Below are 22,074 nucleotides of genomic sequence, written 5' to 3'. Positions count from 1 at the left end.
CAGTAACCTCGCTCAAAATATGGGTGTAATTATTCCAAAATACGAGTATGCTTGTCACCCATCCAAAAGGGGTAAAAGATTGCATGGGAGAAGTAAACATGCCTGGTTTGAGTGAATCAGCACTGTTAGTTCAGAAAGCACTAGTAGAGAAGGGCATTGAGACTCCAATGTTGCCAAACGAAGTGAGTCGCGAAGAGAAAAAAACGCGTATTGAAAATCATATGCGTGAAATTCTTCAACTTCTTGAATTGGATCTCTCTGATGATAGCCTTGAAGAAACGCCGCGTCGAATTGCTAAAATGTACGTTGATGAAGTGTTTTCAGGATTAGACTACAAGAACTTCCCAAAAATCACAGTGATCGAAAACAAAATGGCTTGCAGTGAAATGGTGCGTGTAAAAGACATCACCGTAACAAGTACCTGTGAGCATCATTTAGTTACCATCGATGGTAAGGCAGCAGTGGCTTACATTCCGCGCAAGAAAATTATTGGTTTGTCTAAAATCAATCGCATTGTTCGTTTCTTCGCGCAGCGCCCTCAGGTGCAAGAACGTATGACACAGCAAGTACTTGTTGCTCTTCAAACATTACTCGAAACCGACGATGTTGCCATTACTATGGATGCAGTACATTACTGTGTGAAGTCTCGTGGAGTCATGGACGCAACCAGCGAAACGACTACTACGGCACTTGGTGGGATATTCAAATCGAATCCAGCAACTCGACATGAATTCCTTCATGGTTTGAGATAAATTTTTTAGCAAGGTTTACTTAGGTAAACGTGTTGAAATACTGTCACTAATTAGTGTTCTTATCATAAAAAACCCAGCGTAATGCTGGGTTTTTTGTTGGGTTTTGAACAAAAGTTACCTTGTTTTAAACTGGGCTACTGCTTCATCCATTTCGTGAGCTTGGCTAGATACGCCATCGACCTCTTCCATACATTGTTTTGCAGAATGGATGTTGTTGTCTGAAATGGTTTGCAACTCAGTAATCGAACCACTGACTTGATTCATTACAATACCTTGTTCTTCTATCGCAGAGGCAATACGTTCTGAATTACTTTGTATTGTATCCATGTCACTGATGATTTGAGTAAAGCTATCATCCAGTGTTTGTGAATATTGCTTCGTTTGCTCACCTTGGGCATTACACGTTTCAATGTCTGTGACTACCGTGGACATCTGAGATTGAATTGCTGTAACCACAGAGGTAATTTCCTCAGTCGATTGGTGAGTACGGCTAGCGAGAGCCCTTACTTCGTCGGCTACAACTGCAAACCCACGGCCTTGCTCACCTGCACGCGCCGCTTCTATAGCAGCGTTTAGTGCCAATAAGTTAGTTTGCTCCGCTATTTCTTGAATCATTACAACAGCGCCGCCAATTTGGTCTACGTGTTGATTGAGCGAAGTTATCGAAGCTTGGCTATTTGCTAATGTACCTGAAAGACCATTGATGTTTTCAACTGTACTGCTTACAACATCTCTACCAGATCTTGCATTGTTTGCAGCTTGGTTAACGCCTTCAGCAGCAACCGCAGTACTTTCGGAAATCTCACTGATAGTAGATACCATTTCTTGTACAGACGTCGCCATTGATGTTGTGTGTTCAGCTTGAGTATCAAATTGCTCAATCACACCCTGAAGTTGAGAGTGCATACTTTCGGTGCTGCTAAACAATGCTTTGGATTTAACTTGAGAACCAGAAACGAGCTTTTCAATGCTTTCAAGTAAGTGGTTAAAGTACTTACCTAATTCTGAAAGTTCGCTTTTACCATTGATATCGACACGCATGCCTATATTGTTGGTTTCGGAGATTTCCTGAATTGTCGTGAGAAGCTTATTCATCATTGTATTGATGGACATAGAAATCTGTGTAACGGCACCTACAATAATGAGGATAATAACAAACGAGATCCCCCATTTTATTTGCATGTTTTTCTCTTCGTATGCAGCTACACCTGTTTTGAGAATTTCTGCAGTCGCTTTAAATTGTTTCTCAATCTTATGGGATCCAGCACGCACTTGACCAAGCATACCAACATTATATTTAAGACCAATAACTTCCAATTGACTCACTACTTTTTGCGCAGAGTTTTTCAGCTCGTTGCTGCCGTAATTTCCAAGAAGTGAAGGGTCATATTTGCCTTTTGAAACAGCATGATGAAAGGTATCTAAAGCAAGTTTACCCATGTCGTCTGATGAATCGAACAGACGATCGTATTCGGCATTGAAGTTACCCAGCAACCCCTCAGTTTCCTTTAGACCCAAGGTCTTGAAAGAAGAAACCATGTTACTAAAGCTCTTCTTATAGGTATCCAAATCTGTAATAAGTTGGTTAGGGTAGGGGATGTCATAACTTTTAAGGCTGGACGCGATTTGAGCGTTAATTGCTAGGAAGTTATCTGCGTTTTTGTTGAATTTATCAAGGTACTTCATATTTTTGCGAAGAAGGAAGTCTTTCTCGTTTCTTCTCAGCATCAGCAGGCTTACTTGTAGGTCTGAGAGTTTCGTTCTAGCTTCGCTTAATTCACCTACATTTTTACTTGAAATGGTAGATACACCTAAAATGGTCGCAACACCAAGGATTGAAACCAATCCCAAAAGTATTAGTCGAGACTTAATATTCATAAGTATTCTTCTTCTATTGATATAAGTATCATTAATGATAGATTTATTTATCACTAATATTCATAAAGTTAATTTAGAAATGAGACTTCTGCTACAAATAAATGTGACATTTAGGTTACATTTATATTAAGGGGTTTAACTCATTGTTTTAAAAGGGTGCATAAAAGACGTTGTGTTTGAAACCCGTTAGAAGAAATATTATGAATGGGTTCTTAATAATGTTTCTCATTTACATGTGAGCGTTTCACCAATGAGAATGTTCAATTAAGTTCATTATATAAAATCCTTGTTTAAATCAATTTCCTATCTGGTAACAATTATATCGACTATTTGTAATTTTTCTTTAATGTTTCTCATCAATTATTTTTTTAATCTAGATAAGCGTTTTGTCTCGAAGAATGGAAGGAAATATTTGACAGGTAAAGAAAAACCGCCCAAAAGAGCGGTTTGTTCAATAGTCGCACGCTAACCCACCTGAATGCTAATTGCCTTAAATACGCAAGTTACTTTCATGTTTAGGGTTTCGCTGGCTATCTTAAATCTCAATTCGATGCTTTCAGCTCTTGAAACATACCCCAACTCGCATCGTCAATTTTGGAAGAACAATTGGGCGAACAAGTTTGATCTTAGAGCATAGCAATAGAGCAAATGAGTACTCTTAGTTAATGGAGAGCAATTCCACTTCAAAGATCAGTGTTGCCGCTGGTGGAATAGGACCAGACCCATTTTTCCCGTAGGCAAGGTTGCTCGGGATATAAAATCGGAATTTGTCGCCAACAACCATTAGCTGCACGCCTTCTTGCCAACCTTTAATGACTCTATTTAGAGGGAAGGAGATAGGCTCTCCACGATCAACGGAACTATCAAATACTGTACCGTCAAGTAACGTTCCGTGGTAATGCACTTTTACTTGGCTAGTCGCTGTTGGGTTGATTTCGCCACTACCAGCGGTAATTACTTCATATTGCAAACCAGTTTCGGTTGTTTTTACGCCGTCTCTCTGTTCGTTTTGCATTAAGAAGTCTTGACCCAGTTTGAAATTGGCTTCTGATGCTTTATGGTTTGTCCACGTGCGATAGATGAAAAAGGCGGCAAGGACAAAAATAATGATCGGAAAAACTAACTTAGACACAATGGCTCCCTTTGATTGGAAATAGCTGAATTCTATGAGGACAATAGATCCTAAAGAGTTAGAAGATAATTTATCGTCTTGGCAATGTCTTTGACATCTTTGTGTCCAGACGTAACAACTTGATATTTGCCATTGATAATAAACGTTGGAACAGCATTGATTTGAGCTTGGTGAGTCACTGTTTCTGCGTTAGAAATGTGTTCGAACAAAGTTTTTTGCTGTTCTTTGTTGAAATCGTAAGGGCTAATCAAACCACGAGAAGTAAACACTTTCTCTGTTGCTTGTTTAATTTCTTCTTGAGTAAACCCTTTCCCCATTTGTGCTGCTGCAAATAGTTCATCCATCATTTGATGATCTGGCGTTGTATTCAGCTGCATTTCTGCAGCGTAATAAATGAGCGCGCCTATTTGAGCGCTTTCGTTGAAGGTGACGTGAACTTTGCCAATCTTCTCTGAAAGTTCAGATTCAATCTCGGGCAGGAATTTCTCCATACTTCTGCAGTGACCACAATTTAGGGAAAAAACTTCAGTTACAGGGGAAACGAGATCGGAGCTCAGCGCTGCTGGCAGTAATTCAAAATGGGTGCCTTGCTTCGGCACTCCGTCATCGGTACATGCAACAAGTGCGACAGAAGCGAACAAAAGTGAAATGTAAGAATAGAAACGTTTAAGCATAATGATATGTCGTTCGAAATTGTGGCGAGTATAGTAGAAGAAAATTCCCTTCGGACATACTAAAATTTACTAGATAAACGCATTCGATCTAAGGAACAATGAAAGTCAGCACTGCATTAGGTAGATTTTTCTAAAGATTTTAGCTGTCTGCCGATAAAGATATTGTAACCTGTATGCGTTTGCCTATTTCTGTTGAGTCCTTTGACTCTATGTTTTTAAGCTAACAAACGCTAATCAGCACCATTTTGAATTAGAGCAATTAGTAGCCTTATGACAAGACATTTCAATCTGGCTTTCATTCTGCTGTTGGGAACCCTGAGTGGGTGTACCGCGCTTAAGCCACCTAATCTGTTAGAAACGGCTCCTCGTTCGGAGGCGGAACTCATCTACCCTGATTGGGGAGAAGAGGAGGTCGAACAGCCAACAACTCGCATGGAATATGTCCAACGTCAGGCTGCCCCTTCATCCGTAAGAAGCCCTTCACCTGTTAGGAGCCCAACAGGTCGCAAAAACACGACTGATATTCAAAACCTGATGGCTTATATGGACCAGAATGGGATTGGGTACAACGTGGTTCCTGGGCAACATCCGGTTATTAAACTCGACAAAAAAATTCATTTTAGAACAGGATCTGCGCTGGTTACGGATGCTTCACAATATTGGTTATCAGGTCTTGGTCGGTTTCTCGCTTCACAACCGACAATCAAAACGGTGATAGATGGCCATACTGATAGCACCGGAAGTAACATGATCAACGATTCGCTTTCGGACAAGCGCGCCATGCAGGTGAAAATCCTACTCACTCGTGAGCAAGTTCCCGCTTCAAATGTTTACACCCGTGGATATGGGAAGCACATGCCTTCATGTTCCAACTTATCTAAGCAAGGAATGGCATGTAATCGACGTGTTGAGTTGATGTTTATAACAGATAAATGATGATGTGATTCATACAATCGCGAGAGTGGCATGTATAAGATGCGACTTATACAAGATGCGTGAAAATATTCAATGCGAGCGCGATTTAGCAACAAATAAATTATCGACAATGAAAAAGGCAACATTACGTTGCCTTTTTCTATTTAATTCGAACCCAGTTAGCTTAGCCCTGTAATGTTGCCTTCTTCGTCGATGTCTAAGTTCATAAATGCCGGTTTTTCGGGCAGACCGGGCATCGTCATCACGTTACCGCAGAGTGCGTAAATGAAACCGGCACCAGCACAAAGCTTAAATTCTCTAATGTCGACGTTAAATCCTGCGGGTGCGCCTTTAACAGAAGAGTCTGTGGAGATAGATAGTGGGGTTTTAGCCATGCATACGGCGAGTCCATCAAATCCTTGTTCTTTAAACTGCGCTAACTGGCGCTTTGCCGTATCTGAAAGTGTTACTTGCCCAGCGCCATATCCTACCTCAGTGATTGCCATAACTTTTTCTTCAAGCGTTTGTTCCAAACTATACAGCGGAGAAAACTGTACGTCTGTTTCGCAAACAGAAACCACTGCGTTGGCGAGTTCGACGGCTCCGTTTCCACCTTGAGAGAAGGCATCGCTGATGGCGACTTTAACATTAGGGAAATGGGCTTGAACCAAGAGTGCTAGTGTATTGAGTTCATCTTCGGAATCTTGCGGAAAGCGATTAATGGCAACGACTGCGGGCACACCATACTTTGCCACATTATTTAGGTGCCATTTTAGGTTTTCGAAACCGGCTTCTAAGGCAGCAGCATCTTCATTAAAGATTGAATCCGGTAATGGTTGACCTGGTCTCAAGTCATATAAGCCTGAATTGGCTTTTAAACCGCGAAGAGTTGCGACGATCACAGCACAATCGGGTGACTTACCGGACGTGTTTGCTTTGATATTACAGGCTTTCTCAAACCCCATATCTGAACCAAAACCGCCTTCTGTTATGGTGTAATCGGCAAGGCGAGTAGCAATTCTGTCTGCAATAATGGATGAATTACCATGCGCAATATTGGCAAATGGACCAGCGTGAATGAGTGTAGGGACACCTTCCAATGTTTGCATCATCGTTGGCTCAATGGCTTCACGCATCGTTACCGTCATTGCTCCGGCAACGTTTAAGTCTTCTGCTGTAATGGGTTTACCATTTAAATCATAGGCGAGTACGATTTTCCCAATTCTTTTACGTAGATCTTTTAGATCGGATGCTAATGCCAAGATTGCCATTAACTCTGAAGCAGCGGAGATATCAAAGCCATCCTGCCTTTCATACCCATTGATTGTTTTGCCTACTTCGTTTTGACCAACGGTGACCATTCGTAATGCGCGGTCGTTATGATCCATGACTCTGCGCCACACAACACGTTTGGGGTCTATCTTCAGAGCCTTTAAATCATTTCGTTCAGAGAACAGCTCATAACCTAAGCGTTGTTCATGATAAATCCGTGCATCAAGGGCTGCTGCTGCTAGGTTGTGTGCAGCTGTCACTGCGTGAATGTCACCAGTTAAATGCAGATTAAGCTCTTCCATCGGTCCGACTTGGCTATAACCGCCACCAGCTGCGCCCCCCTTAACACCAAACACGGGTCCCATAGAAGGCTGGCGGATACATGCCATCACAGATTGCCCAACTTTTGCTAAACCTTGAGATAATCCGATGGTTGTAACGGTCTTTCCTTCGCCAAGTGGTGTGGGTGTAATCGCAGTAACGACAACTAATTTACCTTCAGGGTGATCAGCTAGGCGGTTAAGGGCATCGAGCGATACTTTCGCTTTATGTTTACCATGAGGTGTATATTCGGTTTTGGATAATCCGGCGTTGAATGCAACAGTGTCGATAGAAGAAAGCGGAGTCGTTCGACAGATTTCGATGTCGCTTAGCATTTAAATCCCCTTTAAGGCGTGAAACTAGTGACGTAAACGTTTGCGCAGGGAATATACCTTGCTATTTATCTTTGTAAAGCCTTTTTACTAGTAGGGGATTGTAGCGTGAAGGTAGTGGGAATAAACAGTGGGATTTGCCTATGGAAACAGCGAAACAATAAGAAGAATGTTTCGCTGTTTTAATGAGCTGATGTTAGAGAGTACTTCTAATTTGTACTCTGGTTACTTTGAAGGAACGACGCGTCGGGCGCATCAATTTTTAATGTTTGGGTAGGGTAAGCGACATCGGCATCGTGTTTGTGGATGATTGCCATTATCTCTAGAAGAACGTCTTGTTTTACTTCGTGGAAGCGAACCCAATTCACGGTTTTAGTAAAGGTGTACACAAAAAAGTCCAAAGATGACGCACCAAAGGCGTTGAAGTTAACAATCAGTGTTTGGCTGGTATCAATGTCTGGGTGGTTTTGAAGCATAGATTTTACATCTGTGATGATCGCATCCACTTTTTTTGTATCGTCGTAGCGTAATCCGATATTTTCGTAAATCCGACGGTTTAGCATTCGAGACGGGTTTTCTACGACAATATTGCTGAATACCGAATTTGGCACATAAAGAGGACGTTTATCAAAAGTACGAATTATGGTCATGCGCCACCCAATTCTCTCTACAGTGCCTTCGATTTGTCTGTCTGGTGAGCGCACCCAGTCGCCAACTTTAAATGGGCGGTCGAAGTAAATCATCATGCCACCAAAAAAGTTTGAAAGGAGATCTTTGGCAGCCAAACCTGCAATCAAACCACCTACGCCACCAAAGGTGAGCAAGCCCGAAAGGCTAAGCCCTAGGCTTTGCATTATCGAAAGAACACCCATGATGATAAATGCTAAACGCGCAACTTTTGCTATCGCTTGCACTGTGGTCTCGTCTCGTTTTTTCTGAGAGAGCACTTCATCTTCAACATTGGTAATGAGGCGGAGCACAATCCAGACGGCTATCGCAATTCCCAGCAACATTTTCAGGGTTTCTAGCCAGTTTAAAGAGCTCTCTAGGTACGTTTGTAAAATGAACCCGATAGAAACCATGGCTGGCCAGCCCCAAATTAGCGCGCTGACGGGCGTTTTTAATGAATGAACGATTGCGTCGTCCCAACGGTTTTGTGTTTTAGAGGCGAGAGACTCTATTCGTGAATAAATGATGCGCCAAGCGATCCAAGCAACCAAACTTATGCTTGTCATTATGACCACATCGCCAAACCAAGTTTGTTCTAACAAATGAAATTGTTGAGTGATTGAGCTTGCTAGGTTATCCATCGATTTTTCCATTAGGTTCAATATTTGGCATTTCTATAAGGGTTTGTTTACCTTTCGCGTTTGAATTTTGTGTGAGTTCAATATCTTAATCGCGGTGCAAGGTATGTCGCTTAGTCATGCATCAGGTAGTGCAGGTGGTTGATTGTAGGCTTAATTAAAAAGCGGCTCAACCAGTGAGGTATGCAAAAGACGTTTCTAGCTTGAAAACTTGAGATCATGTACGAATATTAAACGAGTGGATTATAAAATAAGAGTCAATAATACATGGTTAGTATCAATCCATTGGGTGAGGAATTGTTGTGTGACGGCGTCACTCATTCGGCTTTTGATCATTTTAGTATGGTCTGTAAAAAACGCTTTCGTCAGTCATTAGAGCAAGACATGTTTCGCGTGTTGCTGCTTTTTTCTGAGGAGGGTAAACCAATAGGTTATTGCTCGTATTGGACAGATATTGTCGACAGTGAGCGTTATAGCGGATGTCCTGTTTACTTCTATCAAATCCATTATGTTTTTATTCAACCCGAATACCGAGGGAAGAGATATTCGGTGCTAATGGCAAAGCGTGTGGTATGTAAAATGTTAGAAGAGCTGAGGAGCAGAAGGGACGTTGCCGCTTTTTGTGATAAATCTGTGTACACAAGCAATGAAGGCAACGCTTATGGTCGCCATATTAGAAACTGGCTTTCATGCACTAAACAGTTGCCGTTTGTTTGAGACGCGATACCTGCACCGTAATTAAAACTCTATAGCAAAGACAAAACGCATCACTGAAGGTCAACAGGCCTTAAGAAATCAGCTTCTCTTTCTGGCGAACCTGACGCTGCTTCATGGAGTTAAGAAACACTTTCACACCATCTTCATACCCCAATATAACGAATAGAAACCCCATCCCCCCAAATAAAAGTATGGTTGCCAGTATTGGAGCCATTAAATAGCTAAATGCCATTTGAAAGGGCACATATATCCCAAACATCATCAGTCGCTTTATCAATTCCATACTATTCTCTCTGGTTAAAAATGAGCGTGCTCATAATTTAAATTGAGCGCGCTCAAAAAACAAGTAAATTTGGAGGGAAGCGTGTAAATTGAATTGCGCAATGTGGCAGAAAAACGGCAAAATAGGTGCAGTGAATGGTTGTATGAAGAACCGCGTATATTTGAAGGTGTGTAAGTTTGCAAAAAGAGTCTAAGAGAGAGCGTACGAGAAATCATATACTGTCGTGTGCGTGGACATTGTTTGAGGAATGTTCATACACTGCGACAACCACACGCCAGATATCGGAAAGGGCTGGAGTGGCAAATGGTACCGTTTTCTCTCATTTCCCTACAAAATATGATTTGCTGACTGCAGGTATACAGGAAAGAGTTGATTGTGTGTTGAAAGAAGCCTCCGCCAGCGACACACAATCTGAACCTTCAGAAAGACTTGTCCATTATGCGAGATATTTATATCGCTACTACTTGGATAACCGCCAATTCTCTATAGAAATTTTTAGAGAATTGATTTGGCAACCAGAGCGTATAGAAGCGCAAATTGTTGAGTTTCAGGAGCGCCTCTATTCAAAGCAACCTGAATTTGATGTTCTAAAATCGAGTGTGCTGATGGATTTATACTTTATGGTATTGATAAAAGGGTTAAATGACTCTTCCAGTACCGCCGATAGCATGATAAAAACGCTGGAAAGAAAAGTTGCCTTAGTGGCTTGATAAAATCAAAGAGAATGAAAATGAAAGCAGAAGTAAAGTGGATTGATGGATTTAAATTTCTAGGCACGTCGAATTCGGGGCATTCACTTGTGATGGACGGCAGTGGGGGTGAACACGCTCCGAGTCCGATGGAAGTTGTGTTAATGGCGTCAGGCGGATGCAGTTCAGTCGACGTAGTTGATGGGTTGAAGTCTAAGAATCAAAAAATCACAGATTGTGTCGCCGAAATCAGATCCGAAAGAAGGGAAAGTGCCCCTAAGCTCTTTACCGAAATTCACATTCATTTCAAAGTTACTGGATATGATCTCGATGAATCACTTGTCGCGAAAGTAGTCTCCGATTCTTTAGAAAAGTATTGCTCCGTTTGCCTTATGCTTGGTAACGGAATCGAGATGACGCACAGTTTCGAAATCATATCAGCTTAATAGATTCCTATGGCTGCTTACTCAATGTAAGTAGCCTCACCTAAGGTCGACAGACCCTAGTTATTCGGTAAAGCATGCAAAAACTTTTGATAGTGGTTCTAGGTAAACGCCTAGTAAACAACCAACTTACCCTTGAATCTCGCTCTAGGGTCGAGGGGTTAGTTCAATTTCTGCAATCATTAAACAACATCGATAAAAAAATAGTGATTGGCTTTTGTGGAGGGGTCACTCATGGCAATCAGAGCTCAGAAGCTGAAGAGATGCGTCAGTACTTTAAAGCAGCGTCTTTGGGCGTAAAACTTCCTGTCATTAGTGAGATATTAGTTGAGAACAACTCAACTAGTACGGTAGAGAACATTCAAATGCTCTCTTCGATTTTGATTGAGTGTGGGGCCTTCAAAAGTAACGAAGAAATCCAATTGGTCTTAGTTTCAAACGACTATCACTTGGAGCGTATTTTTGAAATACAAGAATTGATTGATGAGCAAGGCTTGCTGAGAGAGCTGCAAAAACGTTGCTTGACTGAGGGGATAAAATTAAGTATCCCTTACTGTATCGATAAGCATGTTGCTGTTCGCTATCCATATGCTACGGAGCATGATAATGCAAAACTCTTTTTACAAGTTGAGCGCTTAACCACTTATCGCGTCTTCCTTGAAGGCGTTTACGCAAATAGTATTGTTAGACCACTGAAAGAAGTTCAAAAGATACCCTTAAGCATTGCGATTAGCTCACTTAAGCAAGCTCGCGAAATAGCCACCCAGCAGAATCAAAGTATCGTACTGTCTGTTTTAGATTTAATCGAACGCGCGGTTAAGGAAACGGAAACGACTCTAGCCCTACGCACTGTTCGAGAAGTGTTAGGAGTATTAGACGTGAATTTAAATATGCTAAACAGAATGCTCGATCCTGAGCTTATGAACGATGAACGCTGGTGGAAGCGTTAAGGTACATCATAGGAAATCCCTTTCTCGCCCTTGGGAGCCCATATTCTGCCTCACTTCATCGTCAAAGAACTTGGAAAGGATTCGTCATTCCGCTACGTTCTTTTCCTTGAATTGAAACAGAATATGAGACTCTGAATCCTGCACCTTGAGGTCACTTGGGTATAAACATGTTTGCCCCCTAAAAATCTGATAATAAATGGTAATTTCTTAGAAATGTAATCTCAGTAGCGGAAAAAACAGGTGAAGGGGTCTATATTAACAGTGATATTTAGTTTCAAAGTCGATAAACGCTTGCTGTTTCGAGTTAAAAGTAAAGCCTAGAATACTTCGATGCCGCTTCAGCAAACTATACGTGGTTTACCGTGAATTTGAAATAGGTATTATGTCAAATTAATGAAATTTTGGCATTGGTATATGTTCAATAACAGGCAAGGAAAGCAAAAATGTCTGAGAAAAAATTTCGGCTTGTAACCCGTAGTGACTTCGATGGATTGGTTTGTGCAGTACTTTTGAAGAAGTTGGATTTAATTGATGATATTAAATTCGTACATCCAAAAGACATGCAAGACGGGATTGTGGAAATATCAAGCAACGATATCGTAACTAACCTGCCTTATGTTCATAATGCGCATTTAGTGTTTGATCACCACTTGTCGGAAACCATAAGAAACACTGGTGATAGACCAAATCATATTATTGATCCTGATGCACCATCGGCTGCTCGTGTGGTTTGGGAGCATTATGGCGGTGAAAAAGTATTTCCAGCATCATGGAACGATATGATGGTTGCGGTTGATAAAGGCGATTCAGCACAGTTTACGCGTGATGAAGTTATTGATGCTCAAGGTTGGAACTTACTCAACTTCTTAATGGACGCGCGCACTGGTCTCGGTAGATTCCGTGAGTTTAGGATCTCAAACTATAACCTCATGATGGATCTGATCGATTATTGTAAGAATCACACGATCGAAGAGATACTTGCTTTGCCAGACGTGAGTGAGCGTATTGACCTTTATCGCGAGCACAACGTTAAATTTCAGGATCAAATCCAGCGATGCGCTACGGTTCACGAGAATTTGATTTTGCTCGATCTCACTAACGAAGACGTGATTTTCGCAGGAAACCGATTCCTCATTTACGCACTGTATCCACAGTGTAATATTTCAATTCATAAAATGTGGGGCTTCCAGAAGCAGAACATTGTTTTTGCTACAGGAAAATCCATCTTTGATCGCGGTTCTAAAACGAATGTTGGCGAGTTGATGCTTAAGTATGGCGGTGGTGGGCACCAAGCGGCGGGCACATGCCAGATCGCGGTTAATAGTGCGGAATCTGTCGAGAAAGAGCTTATTGCAACCATCAATGCTGATGGCTAACATTTCAATATCCAGTAAAACTTGATAACCGAAACTCAAAAAAAGCTTTGCGTATGGCAAAGCTTTTCTTTTTATCCCACCACCGTTACACTCCGCGCTGAAGTCAAATAATCAGCGATAATATGAGACATTTAAGAACAACGCGTCACCCTGATATCGATCATCTCGACGATAAAGTGATATTTAATAGAAATGCAGCGAGAGCTATTGTTTTACGTGGTGAAGACATCCTTATGCTCTATACCGAGAGATATCATGACTACACCATACCTGGTGGCGGTTTGGACGAAGGTGAAGATATTATTGCTGGAATGGTTCGAGAGCTGGAAGAAGAAACAGGTGCTCAAAACATCCGTAACGTTAAGCCTTATGGTATCTATGAAGAGTTCCGACCATGGTACAAAGATGATGCGGATATCGTTCATATGATTTCATACTGTTACACCTGTAAAGTTGACGACCAACTTGGGGAAACAAACTATGAAGAATATGAAATCAAGAATGGGATGAAGGCGGTATGGATGAATATCCACGAAGCCATTGCACACAACGAACGAACAATGGCTGAAAGCGACAAAAAGGGCATGAGCATAGAGCGCGAAACCTATCTATTGCATCTTATTGCCAAGGAACTTATATAAACCTCTTTTTCAGTTAAATTCTAGGTTATCGATTTAGCATCATTCTTTGATAGATCGACACTCTTCTGATATTCACCCATTCTGAGATTTTAAGAAGCCACCTCCTTTATACATGACGAGGTGGTTTTTCTTAAGCACTGCAAAATCCCTTTCTATTTCTATTTCTATTTCTATTATTAAAGCTCTTACCATCTGAATTTCATAGCATTTTTAAATCATCCTTAAGTAAAAACGTTCAGGGAAAACACATTGTATGGGTGTCTGTAAAAAAGATCAGATTTAGGTTGTCTCATATAATAATGATACTGTATATTTAAACAGTATCTAGTGATTTACTAAGGAATTAGCATGATTGGGTCAAAATTCGGCAAAGACAGCTTGATTTATCGCCATTTCTACGAGGTCGTCAGTGTAGCGGTAGGCATTTCATTGTTTGGCTACACAATGGTGCTTACAGAAATGCTCAATGGCTCATCACTTAACTTTTTACTTGCTGTTGCATTATTTGTAATTTGGGCATTTATCTTTGCAATACAGTTTTTTGCTAATCGACGTGTCTTGAGTACCATGGTGTGGTTAGATGATTTCATCTATTTAGTGTGCCGCTCTTTAATTTTGTCAGTTGCTTTATATCTATTTACTCTGGTCATGACTCTATCACTCACTTTGTATGGCAGTTTCGAATCGAATATAGAGAAGCAAATGCTACCTTTGCTCATGGCTACATGTCTGTTAGTTGTTTCTTTAATCGGGATGAAATTTACCTTTCGTAAGCCTCGCCTGTACTCCAAATCGAGATTTGACCATATGCTAAGAGCAATGAAATAGGATGGCCTAAATTTATACCTAGCAACGCGAACTGGATTGGGTATAAGCTTCCTTTTTCACTAAAAGGTTATGAGTTTCTATGAATCAAATTATCCCTCTCGCATTCCGATTTCAAAAAGGGGCGGACTTAAAAGGTGCCATTGAGTCTGTCGTGATAGAAAAGGGTATTCAAGCTGGTTCTATTGCGTCGTGTGTTGGAAGCTTGTCGAGCTTGCATATACGGTTAGCAGGTGCTCAAGAATATTTAAGGTTGGAAGAACCTTTGGAAATAGTCTCTATTATGGGGACGCTAACTCACTCCCATCAACACATACACATTTCTGTTGCAAACCGAAAAGGAGAGGTGTTTGGTGGGCATTTGATGCCTGGTTCAATCATTGATACTACTGCAGAACTTATTGTTCATAGTTACAGTAATCTGGTTTTCACGCGTGAGCCCGACAAGAGCACCGGTTTCACTGAACTTGTAATAAAAATAAGCTAGCCAAAACAATCAGTATTTAGAGCGGTACTGTGTGTAATATTCAGCTTCAATCGAATTTAATCTCCGCAGGGAGAGACTTTCTCAAACTTTATGATTTTTCCATCGCTATAGAATGATTCAAAGTGCGCCGATTGTACCACCCTTTGGATGAGTTTTGGAGAAAACAGAGCGAAGCAAATCTGTTCACTTTTTACCGACCTCACAGAGTAGTACTGAAGTCCCTCTTTGCCGATTTGCTTTAGCTCTCTAGCTAATTGCTGGCCGGCTCCGTAATTGTTAGGATCGTAGATCGGGTTATCTAAGCTTACGGATGTCAGGTCATGCAAGCTTGCGGAAAATAAACACTCTAATCCGCGGTAGGTAATCACATCAAAAGGGCAGTTATCGATATTGTTCATGTAACGAACTTGATGGTAGGAGACTTCTTCTATTGCGGTATCGACTTCTTGTGCACAATAAAAAGCACCAAATTGACCGTCGTTAAATCTACCGCCATCACGACTTAAATGCACAAACGGCGCGAGAGCATAGCTGCAACCAGAAATCCCAAAAGGTATGTCGTTTAGTGCGACTAGAGATAGGTTTCCTACTTCGTTCTGTATTCGGGGGTTAGTCAGTTCTTGAATGGCGTATAATGCCGCGAATTCATCCTCGCTTGCTACGTCATCAAATAAAGTAATTGGAGGATATTTAGAAGGAATGAGGCGATACGCGAGTTGGTCTTTGAGTGATTTTACGGAGTTATTCATTGCCATTGACCGCCTCGAAGCGCATTAATTCGGTGGTATACGTCGTACAAAGAGCCAAAGTTACCTCCCTCGATAATTTCAATAGGGGAGCGACCATTAAAGAACTGATTGTTGTTTTTACGTGTCATGAACCCATAAACAAGCTCTGGGTTTGTAAAAACTGTTCTCAGCACACCATGAATATTCAGAATAAGACTAATTCGTTCTAAAAGATCATTACTTATACTTAGCGAACTTGGGTTCGCTTTGGCTTTAAAAAACTGGCTTTTCTTGAGGCCAAGAACCTGCATCATCTGGTTATTAGTCAAAGACCACTTTTCCAAAATACTCAATGCAGCTTTTAAGCCCGTTGAGCGGACTTCTTTATCATCTGTAGATAAGCCGTCCGCAAATACAGCGTTAGTTGAATGAACCATAAACCCACCTTAATTCGTACTAGCTCAACACTTAACTAAGTCCAAAAATATACCATTAGCATATAAATGTCCAATTTTAGACTTTTGTGATGGGGGAAAAGGTGCGTTTGTAGTAACAAGGAAAAGATCGCAGTAATAAAAGCGTCCCGTTTCTGTTTGAAACGTCCACTCTATTCCCCCAAGTGAATGTAAATGACTGGGTATGATTGTTTGAATAAACGCTCGAACATTGGTATGAAAATAAAATGCTTTTGACTCGGATATTCGATGGTTGGAGTTTTAAAGAAACCTAAACTATCTTTTAAATGTGCGTTTCCTCCATAGCTATTTAGACAGTAAAACCTGACAGAGAGAGGTCTCCACATTTATATATTTCATTCAGCCTTAGCATGAATAATTAAAAAAACAAGGTTGATTCTCTAAATTTTAAAACGGTTTTAGGTAAGAAAATGTGGAATTTTAGAGCAAAGTTACTGGTGACATTTTTTGCAATATTAATTATAAGTCCTCTGAGTTCGATAGCCGAAGAAAAACAGAAAACGGTCGCTATAATTACCGTTGATTTTCAATCAAATACGATGCTCCGGTTCGGTAATTCTTTTTCCTTAAGAGCCAAGGAGTATGGATGGAATGTAATTAAAGCCGAAATTTTCGGAGACTATAGTCAAGCCGATGATTACTTTGATGATTTTGTCGACCGGGAAGTAGATGCGATTTTTAATGACATGCTCGATCCTAACTTAATTGAATCCGCACTCTTGAAAGCAAAAAATGCTGGTATTCCGGTAATAAATGGGGATGCAGGATTCCACAAGGACGTAGTAACAAATATAACTTCAAATAATTATTTTTTATCAGCTCGAATCACCAAGTTTTTGTTTGATAAAATGCTCGTCGATGGCAAAAAGGAATTACTTGCTGTTACTTGGTTAGACCATCACGGTATTAGAAAAAGAACGGACATAATGGAAGCGATATTGGCTGAGTATCCCGATATCAAATTAGTAAAAATGCACCACACGAGCATACCCGGACAAGTGCAGGATTCAAGGAATTTTGTGTCGGATTATCTTAAAAACAATCCTGATTTCGATGGCGCGGTTTGGGCTGCATGGGATGAGCCCGCAGCAGGAGCAACGCAAGCCATATTAAATGCAAAGAAAGGGAACAGTGTATACACCACAGGTATCGATGGAAACAAATGGACATTTGACATGATCAGGCAAAGGCCTCCTTTTCTGGCAACAGAATCTCAGAATCTCAGAATTTCGAGATGATGGGAAGACAGGTGGCAGACTGCATGAACGATATCTTCAATAAAGACAATGAGTCAGAGAAAATTTATTGTGGTGATGTCGTACCTTATAACTTGTATGTACCCACAATACTTGCCACTAAAAACAACCTTCCGCAAATTGGTAAGTTTCCATGGAGTGAAACCGGAGAGTTTTCTGACCAATACATCCAATCCTCATCCTGGCCGACAATTGAAGATAATTGGGGAACAGATACGAATGATGGGGAAACATTGAATGATTACACCCTGTCAGCGCTAATTACACCATTGCTGTTTGATAAAATGACAAAAAACAATAAGACGGATTTATTGGTTGTTACATCAGAAGAGAATATCGCTTCTAGAAGAAGAACAAGGGTCATGGATGGAGTGTTGAAAACCTACAGTAATCTTGAGCTTATGGGGAGAAGCCAAGTTACTGTTTCGGATAAGTCTGTACAAGAAGCACAAGCAGCAGTAGAAGAATTTTTGAAGAAAAACCCTGAATTTGAGGGGGCAATCTGGTCTTCAGTGGATGTGCTGAATGAAGGTGCTGTAAAGGCTATTGCAAACTTAGGAAAAGAAGACCGTATATACACGCTGCTTGATGTTGGAAAACTTTGATATGTATTACGGTTACTACGAGATGCGTAGGTAAACATACGCATCTATTTCATTTGCATAGTTCCACTAGCTAAGCAGAATATAAAATGATAAAAAATTCCAATTTATTCAACAGTATTCGTAGCAAACTTGGAATCCCTCTTCTAATCGTATTCATTATTATTAGCACCATTTTAGGTGTGCTTAATTACTACCAGTCAGAAAAAGAACTAGAAAGACAAGTCGAAGAGAAAATGGACGCAACCCTAACCCGAATGTCGTTGGGGTTAGGGAAGTTACTCTATAACATTTATAGTGATCAGGTATATCAAATCATTATATCTGAAATGAATGATAAAGAGTTTCATTCAATCCTTATTAAAGATTCTACCAACACCTACGTGACACATGGTCAAACTAGAGATGAAAACTGGGAACTGGTTGGATTAAACGAAGATTTTCAGGATATCAATGAAAACCTCTATTACAAGGAAGAAAACATTCTTTTTAATTCAGTGGGTTCAGGTAACTCTGCAGATGATGAAATCATAGGGGTTGCAAAGGTCTATATTACGAAGGATTTTCTAAGAGAAAAATTAACTGACTTAATAATAAATACCATAGTAGAAAGTATCGTGCTATTTACGGTGCTCTACACTGCCATTTATATGATTCTTATGATTGTCGTCATCAATCCATTACAAAAACTTAAAGTGTCTTCAGATGAGTTGGCCAAAGGGAATTTATCCTGTGATATAGAAAAGGAAAGAAAAGATGAAATCGGAAGTTTAGCCAATAGCTTTGCGATCATGCGAGATTCGATTCGTAAGAAAATATCCGATTTAAATACCTTAAACACAACGGGAGAAGAACTTTCTGAAATTATTTCGGTAGATAACCGTGAGCAATCGGAAATTTATATATTAACCACTATTAAAAACGTTCTAATGAGCTATCTACGGCTGGACTCTTGTGAGATTTATCTATGGAATGATGCAAGACAGCAGGCTTACAAAGGTGCTGATGAAGTTCATACCATTGACGACCTACTATTAAAATCAATCAATCAAAAACAAACAGAATTCGCAGAGAACAATTCGGATCTGAGATGCTGCATACCCATGATTCATGAACAGAAGGTCATCGCCATCTTCGATACAAGAGGCAAGGTTGGAAGTGTGCAGCGTCAGTACGTCGGAAACGAATTTGTTTCGACCCTTTTTAGAATGGGGGCTACTGCGATTTTAAGAATGACAATGCTGGCCGATATTAAACGGTTAAACCAAGATTTGGAAATGCGTGTAAAAGAGCGAACTGAAGAACTTTCGGTGGCACAGTTGCAGTCTGAAGAAGCCCGCAAAAAAGCTGAAATTTCCAAAGACGAAGCAGAGCGGGCTAATCAGGCGAAAAGTCAGTTTCTATCTAACATGTCACATGAGTTGAGAACACCATTAAACGCAGTGTTGGGCTTTTCTGAAATGCTAAAGTCGCAGATACACGATACTAAAAGCATTGGCTATTTATCAGCAATCAGCAGTGCGGGTAACACTTTGCTTGCCTTGATCAATTCAGTTCTCGATCTTGCAAAAATTGAATCGGGCAAAATGGAGCTGGAATATAACCCCACATCGCTCAAGCAACTCTTAAATGAGCTACACAGCTTTTTCTATAAGCAGGCTAGTGAACGAGATATCCTTTTTGAAATCAAATCCAGTGATGAATTAGAAAGCTGTGTATTACTTGATACATTGAAACTCAAACAAGTATTGATAAACCTTTGTAGCAATGCCGTTAAATTTACACGCGACGGTAGCGTCAAAGTTAGCATTAGGACAACGCCTTCAAGTATTGATGGAAAGGTCGATATCTACATCGATGTTATCGATACAGGGAAAGGCATTCCAAAATCTCAGCAGCAGTGTATATTTCATGCTTTTGAACAAATGTCAGGTCAAAAAAGCTCTGAATACGGTGGTACAGGCCTCGGGTTAGCCATTACTTTAGAAATTGTGCATCTAATGGGGGGGGAGATCAATGTATCGAGTGAAGGTGAAAATATGGGTTCACGCTTTAGCATTATGATACCCAACGTTGAGAGGTGTGATACACAACTACCTGACATTGTTAATGAAAGCCCTCAAATTCCCTTCGAAAAGATCGAATTTGAACCAGCGAAAATTATGATCGTCGATGATATCCCATACAACAGAAGCCTTATATCGAGTTACTTGTCCGATTGGTCTTTCGACATAATGGAAGCTGAAAATGGGCAAGACGCACTAGAAAAAATACATGGTTTTAAACCAGATTTAATTCTTACAGATTTAAAAATGCCTGTTATCGATGGGCAAGAGCTATGCGTTAAACTCAGAGAGGATTTGGGATCTAATTGTATGCCGTTAGTGATGGTTACCGCCTCTGCAATGGTCGACGAACAACAAGAATTACTCAAAGTATGTAACGACCTACTGACTAAACCTTTAGCAAAGCAAACACTAATTAAAAGTTTGATTAACTATTTAGACTATTCAGTTATTGAAACGAATTCAAATAATGATGAAGTAAAAGATGAAGAAGAATCTCAAGAAATTAATTTAAAGTCACTATCTCCAGAGCAAAACAACTCATTAATTGAGCTTATTGAAATGGGGGACACAAAAAGCGCGATAAACTTATGTGAGGAAATGCCAGTCGAGTTAAGTAATGAGTCTCAGTGGATAATAGAAATGTTAGAAGATTTTGAATTAGCAAATCTTTTGTTGAAATTAAAGGCTAAAGAGAAGTGATTGAATGCATGTGTTGTATTTGCACTAAAAGCGGGGGAAGTTAAAATGAAGGACATTATGATAGTAGACGATACACCTGCTAATCTAAAACTCCTAGAATCAATTTTGACTGGTGAAGGTTATAACATTAGAGTGGCTATAAATGGTGAAATGGCCATAAAAAGCATTGCTAATAATGTTCCGGACTTGGTTTTGATGGATATTAACATGCCTGGGATTAGTGGGATTGAAGCGTGTAGACAGTTAAAATTAAACCCTGAGTTATGTGACATTCCTGTTGTTTTTATTAGTGCCAATTCGGATACCAATTCAATTGAGGAAGCATTCGCAGCGGGAGGGCACGATTATATAACTAAGCCATTCAGAGCCAAGGAAGTTCTCATTCGTGTTAAAAGCGTACTATCAATATTAGAAGCACAAAAAGAGAAGTATCGCGCACAACTTTTTTCAACCATGATCAATATCATAATGGGAGTTGCGCATGAAATGAATACGCCTATTGGAGTATGCGTTACCTCAAGTAGCCATCTTCTAGATCAAACGAATAGGATGAATGGGAAACTAGAATCAAATAAACTTACACGCGATGATATAATAAGTTGGATTGAACAGGAAGAAAGTATATATCAGCTGATTACTACAAATCTTAATAAATTAAATCAATTAATAACAGCATTTAAAACATTGTCAGTACATGATCTTCCCGATATAGAAATAGTAAACCTTCAAGATCTTATTTGTGATATTAGTAAATCTAAAGAAAAAGAACTTGAAGATAATAATGTTACGCTAAATCTGGTTTGCAACGATATTGTTATTTCAACAAAGAAGAAACTTATTATCAAACTATTTGATAAATTAATTGAAAACTCTCTCGATCATGCATTCGTTGATGGTGGTAATAAGGCGATTGATATTAACCTAGATAAAAATGGTAGGGAAATTGTTATTACATATCAAGATAATGGTGTCGGCATGGATTTTAATGACTTAGAAAAAATTTTTGACCCATTCTTCACAACCAAGAGAATAGACAAACACTTAGGCTTCAGTGCAACTATTATTTATATGACAGTAATATGGGGACTAGAAGGAAGTATTCACGTGAAGTCGGAAGACGGATTAAAATATAATATAAGAATACCGATTAACTAATGTGAACATAAGATAACTAAGCCACCTAGCATAAGCACTAACTCACTCGATTTCTTCTCGTTTCGTTAACCTCTAAAAAACCGAACTAAGAGCAA

The 22,074-nt window shown here is 40.1% G+C and carries 22 protein-coding genes; 14 read left to right on the top strand and 8 right to left on the bottom strand.

Features of this window, described 5'->3' with window-relative positions:
• The first annotated feature begins 98 nt into the window (after positions 1–98).
• Positions 99–752 carry a GTP cyclohydrolase I FolE gene (folE, locus tag Q8W40_RS09635; protein WP_305396962.1) on the top strand — a complete coding sequence of 218 codons (654 nt, stop codon included), beginning with the start codon at positions 99–101 and terminating at the stop codon, positions 750–752.
• Between the two features lie 114 nt (positions 753–866).
• Here folE and Q8W40_RS09630 read toward each other — a convergent pair whose 3' ends face one another.
• The 3 genes from Q8W40_RS09630 to Q8W40_RS09620 all read right to left on the bottom strand — a co-directional run bounded on the left by Q8W40_RS09630 (position 867) and on the right by Q8W40_RS09620 (position 4,436).
• Entirely contained in the window at positions 867–2,630 is a 1,764-nt protein-coding gene (locus Q8W40_RS09630) for a methyl-accepting chemotaxis protein (protein WP_305396949.1), read from the bottom strand.
• Between the two features lie 658 nt (positions 2,631–3,288).
• Positions 3,289–3,762, bottom strand: a complete 474-nt coding sequence (locus Q8W40_RS09625; RefSeq protein WP_305396948.1) for an FKBP-type peptidyl-prolyl cis-trans isomerase — start codon at positions 3,760–3,762, stop codon at positions 3,289–3,291.
• Between the two features lie 50 nt (positions 3,763–3,812).
• Positions 3,813–4,436, bottom strand: a complete 624-nt coding sequence (locus Q8W40_RS09620) for a thiol:disulfide interchange protein DsbA/DsbL (RefSeq protein WP_305396947.1) — start codon at positions 4,434–4,436, stop codon at positions 3,813–3,815.
• Between the two features lie 270 nt (positions 4,437–4,706).
• Between Q8W40_RS09620 and Q8W40_RS09615 the strand changes: the two genes are divergently transcribed.
• Positions 4,707–5,372, top strand: coding sequence for an OmpA family protein (locus tag Q8W40_RS09615; protein ID WP_305396946.1), 666 nt, complete (start codon positions 4,707–4,709; stop codon positions 5,370–5,372).
• A gap of 158 nt (positions 5,373–5,530) precedes the next feature.
• Here the strand turns inward: Q8W40_RS09615 and Q8W40_RS09610 are convergent, their stop codons facing one another.
• Positions 5,531–7,279, bottom strand: a complete 1,749-nt coding sequence (locus tag Q8W40_RS09610) for a formate--tetrahydrofolate ligase (RefSeq protein WP_305396945.1) — start codon at positions 7,277–7,279, stop codon at positions 5,531–5,533.
• Between the two features lie 206 nt (positions 7,280–7,485).
• Positions 7,486–8,586 carry a mechanosensitive ion channel family protein gene (locus Q8W40_RS09605; protein ID WP_305396944.1) on the bottom strand — a complete coding sequence of 367 codons (1,101 nt, stop codon included), beginning with the start codon at positions 8,584–8,586 and terminating at the stop codon, positions 7,486–7,488.
• Between the two features lie 264 nt (positions 8,587–8,850).
• On the opposite strand from Q8W40_RS09605, the gene Q8W40_RS09600 reads away from it, so the two are divergent.
• Positions 8,851–9,300 (top strand): GNAT family N-acetyltransferase, encoded by a 450-nt coding sequence (locus tag Q8W40_RS09600; RefSeq protein WP_305396943.1) that lies wholly within the window; start codon positions 8,851–8,853, stop codon positions 9,298–9,300.
• Positions 9,301–9,370: 70 nt separating this feature from the next.
• Here the strand turns inward: Q8W40_RS09600 and Q8W40_RS09595 are convergent, their stop codons facing one another.
• Entirely contained in the window at positions 9,371–9,583 is a 213-nt protein-coding gene (locus Q8W40_RS09595) for a hypothetical protein (RefSeq protein ID WP_305396942.1), read from the bottom strand.
• Positions 9,584–9,759: 176 nt separating this feature from the next.
• Here Q8W40_RS09595 and Q8W40_RS09590 point away from each other — a divergent pair, with 176 nt between their 5' ends.
• The 7 genes from Q8W40_RS09590 to Q8W40_RS09560 all read left to right on the top strand — a co-directional run bounded on the left by Q8W40_RS09590 (position 9,760) and on the right by Q8W40_RS09560 (position 14,994).
• A complete protein-coding gene (locus Q8W40_RS09590; protein ID WP_305396941.1) occupies positions 9,760–10,293 on the top strand; it encodes a TetR/AcrR family transcriptional regulator in 534 nt (177 codons plus the stop codon).
• A 20-nt stretch (positions 10,294–10,313) separates the two neighbouring features.
• Positions 10,314–10,718, top strand: coding sequence for an OsmC family protein (locus Q8W40_RS09585; protein WP_305396940.1), 405 nt, complete (start codon positions 10,314–10,316; stop codon positions 10,716–10,718).
• A gap of 74 nt (positions 10,719–10,792) precedes the next feature.
• Complete coding sequence (locus Q8W40_RS09580) at positions 10,793–11,665, top strand: YdcF family protein (RefSeq protein WP_305396939.1); 873 nt, start codon at positions 10,793–10,795, stop codon at positions 11,663–11,665.
• Between the two features lie 443 nt (positions 11,666–12,108).
• Positions 12,109–13,041 carry an exopolyphosphatase gene (locus Q8W40_RS09575; protein ID WP_305396938.1) on the top strand — a complete coding sequence of 311 codons (933 nt, stop codon included), beginning with the start codon at positions 12,109–12,111 and terminating at the stop codon, positions 13,039–13,041.
• 122 nt (positions 13,042–13,163) lie between these two features.
• On the top strand, positions 13,164–13,682 hold the full coding sequence (locus Q8W40_RS09570) for an NUDIX hydrolase (RefSeq protein ID WP_101114441.1): 519 nt from the start codon (positions 13,164–13,166) through the stop codon (positions 13,680–13,682).
• A 348-nt stretch (positions 13,683–14,030) separates the two neighbouring features.
• Entirely contained in the window at positions 14,031–14,510 is a 480-nt protein-coding gene (locus Q8W40_RS09565; RefSeq protein ID WP_305396937.1) for a hypothetical protein, read from the top strand.
• Positions 14,511–14,589: 79 nt separating this feature from the next.
• A complete protein-coding gene (locus Q8W40_RS09560) occupies positions 14,590–14,994 on the top strand; it encodes a PPC domain-containing DNA-binding protein (RefSeq protein WP_305396936.1) in 405 nt (134 codons plus the stop codon).
• Positions 14,995–15,050: 56 nt separating this feature from the next.
• Here the strand turns inward: Q8W40_RS09560 and Q8W40_RS09555 are convergent, their stop codons facing one another.
• The gene (locus tag Q8W40_RS09555) at positions 15,051–15,743 is read right to left on the bottom strand and encodes an RES family NAD+ phosphorylase (protein WP_305396935.1); all 693 of its coding nucleotides are present in this window, start codon (positions 15,741–15,743) and stop codon (positions 15,051–15,053) included.
• On the bottom strand, positions 15,740–16,159 hold the full coding sequence (locus Q8W40_RS09550; RefSeq protein WP_305396934.1) for an MbcA/ParS/Xre antitoxin family protein: 420 nt from the start codon (positions 16,157–16,159) through the stop codon (positions 15,740–15,742). The genes Q8W40_RS09555 and Q8W40_RS09550 overlap by 4 nt, the downstream gene beginning before the upstream one ends.
• Before the next feature lie 449 nt (positions 16,160–16,608).
• On the opposite strand from Q8W40_RS09550, the gene Q8W40_RS09545 reads away from it, so the two are divergent.
• The 4 genes from Q8W40_RS09545 (at position 16,609) to Q8W40_RS09530 (ending at position 21,979) form a co-directional block, all read left to right on the top strand.
• Entirely contained in the window at positions 16,609–17,436 is an 828-nt protein-coding gene (locus tag Q8W40_RS09545) for a sugar ABC transporter substrate-binding protein (protein ID WP_305396933.1), read from the top strand.
• A 23-nt stretch (positions 17,437–17,459) separates the two neighbouring features.
• Complete coding sequence (locus tag Q8W40_RS09540; RefSeq protein WP_305396932.1) at positions 17,460–18,059, top strand: hypothetical protein; 600 nt, start codon at positions 17,460–17,462, stop codon at positions 18,057–18,059.
• Between the two features lie 86 nt (positions 18,060–18,145).
• On the top strand, positions 18,146–20,824 hold the full coding sequence (locus tag Q8W40_RS09535; RefSeq protein ID WP_305396931.1) for an ATP-binding protein: 2,679 nt from the start codon (positions 18,146–18,148) through the stop codon (positions 20,822–20,824).
• 45 nt (positions 20,825–20,869) lie between these two features.
• Positions 20,870–21,979, top strand: coding sequence for a hybrid sensor histidine kinase/response regulator (locus Q8W40_RS09530; protein WP_305396930.1), 1,110 nt, complete (start codon positions 20,870–20,872; stop codon positions 21,977–21,979).
• Positions 21,980–22,074 lie beyond the last annotated feature (95 nt).

This window comes from Vibrio penaeicida (assembly GCF_030689305.1).
Classification (GTDB): domain Bacteria; phylum Pseudomonadota; class Gammaproteobacteria; order Enterobacterales; family Vibrionaceae; genus Vibrio; species Vibrio penaeicida_B.
Note: the sequence above shows the minus strand (reverse complement) of the source record. Positions and strands in the feature narration are given on the sequence as shown.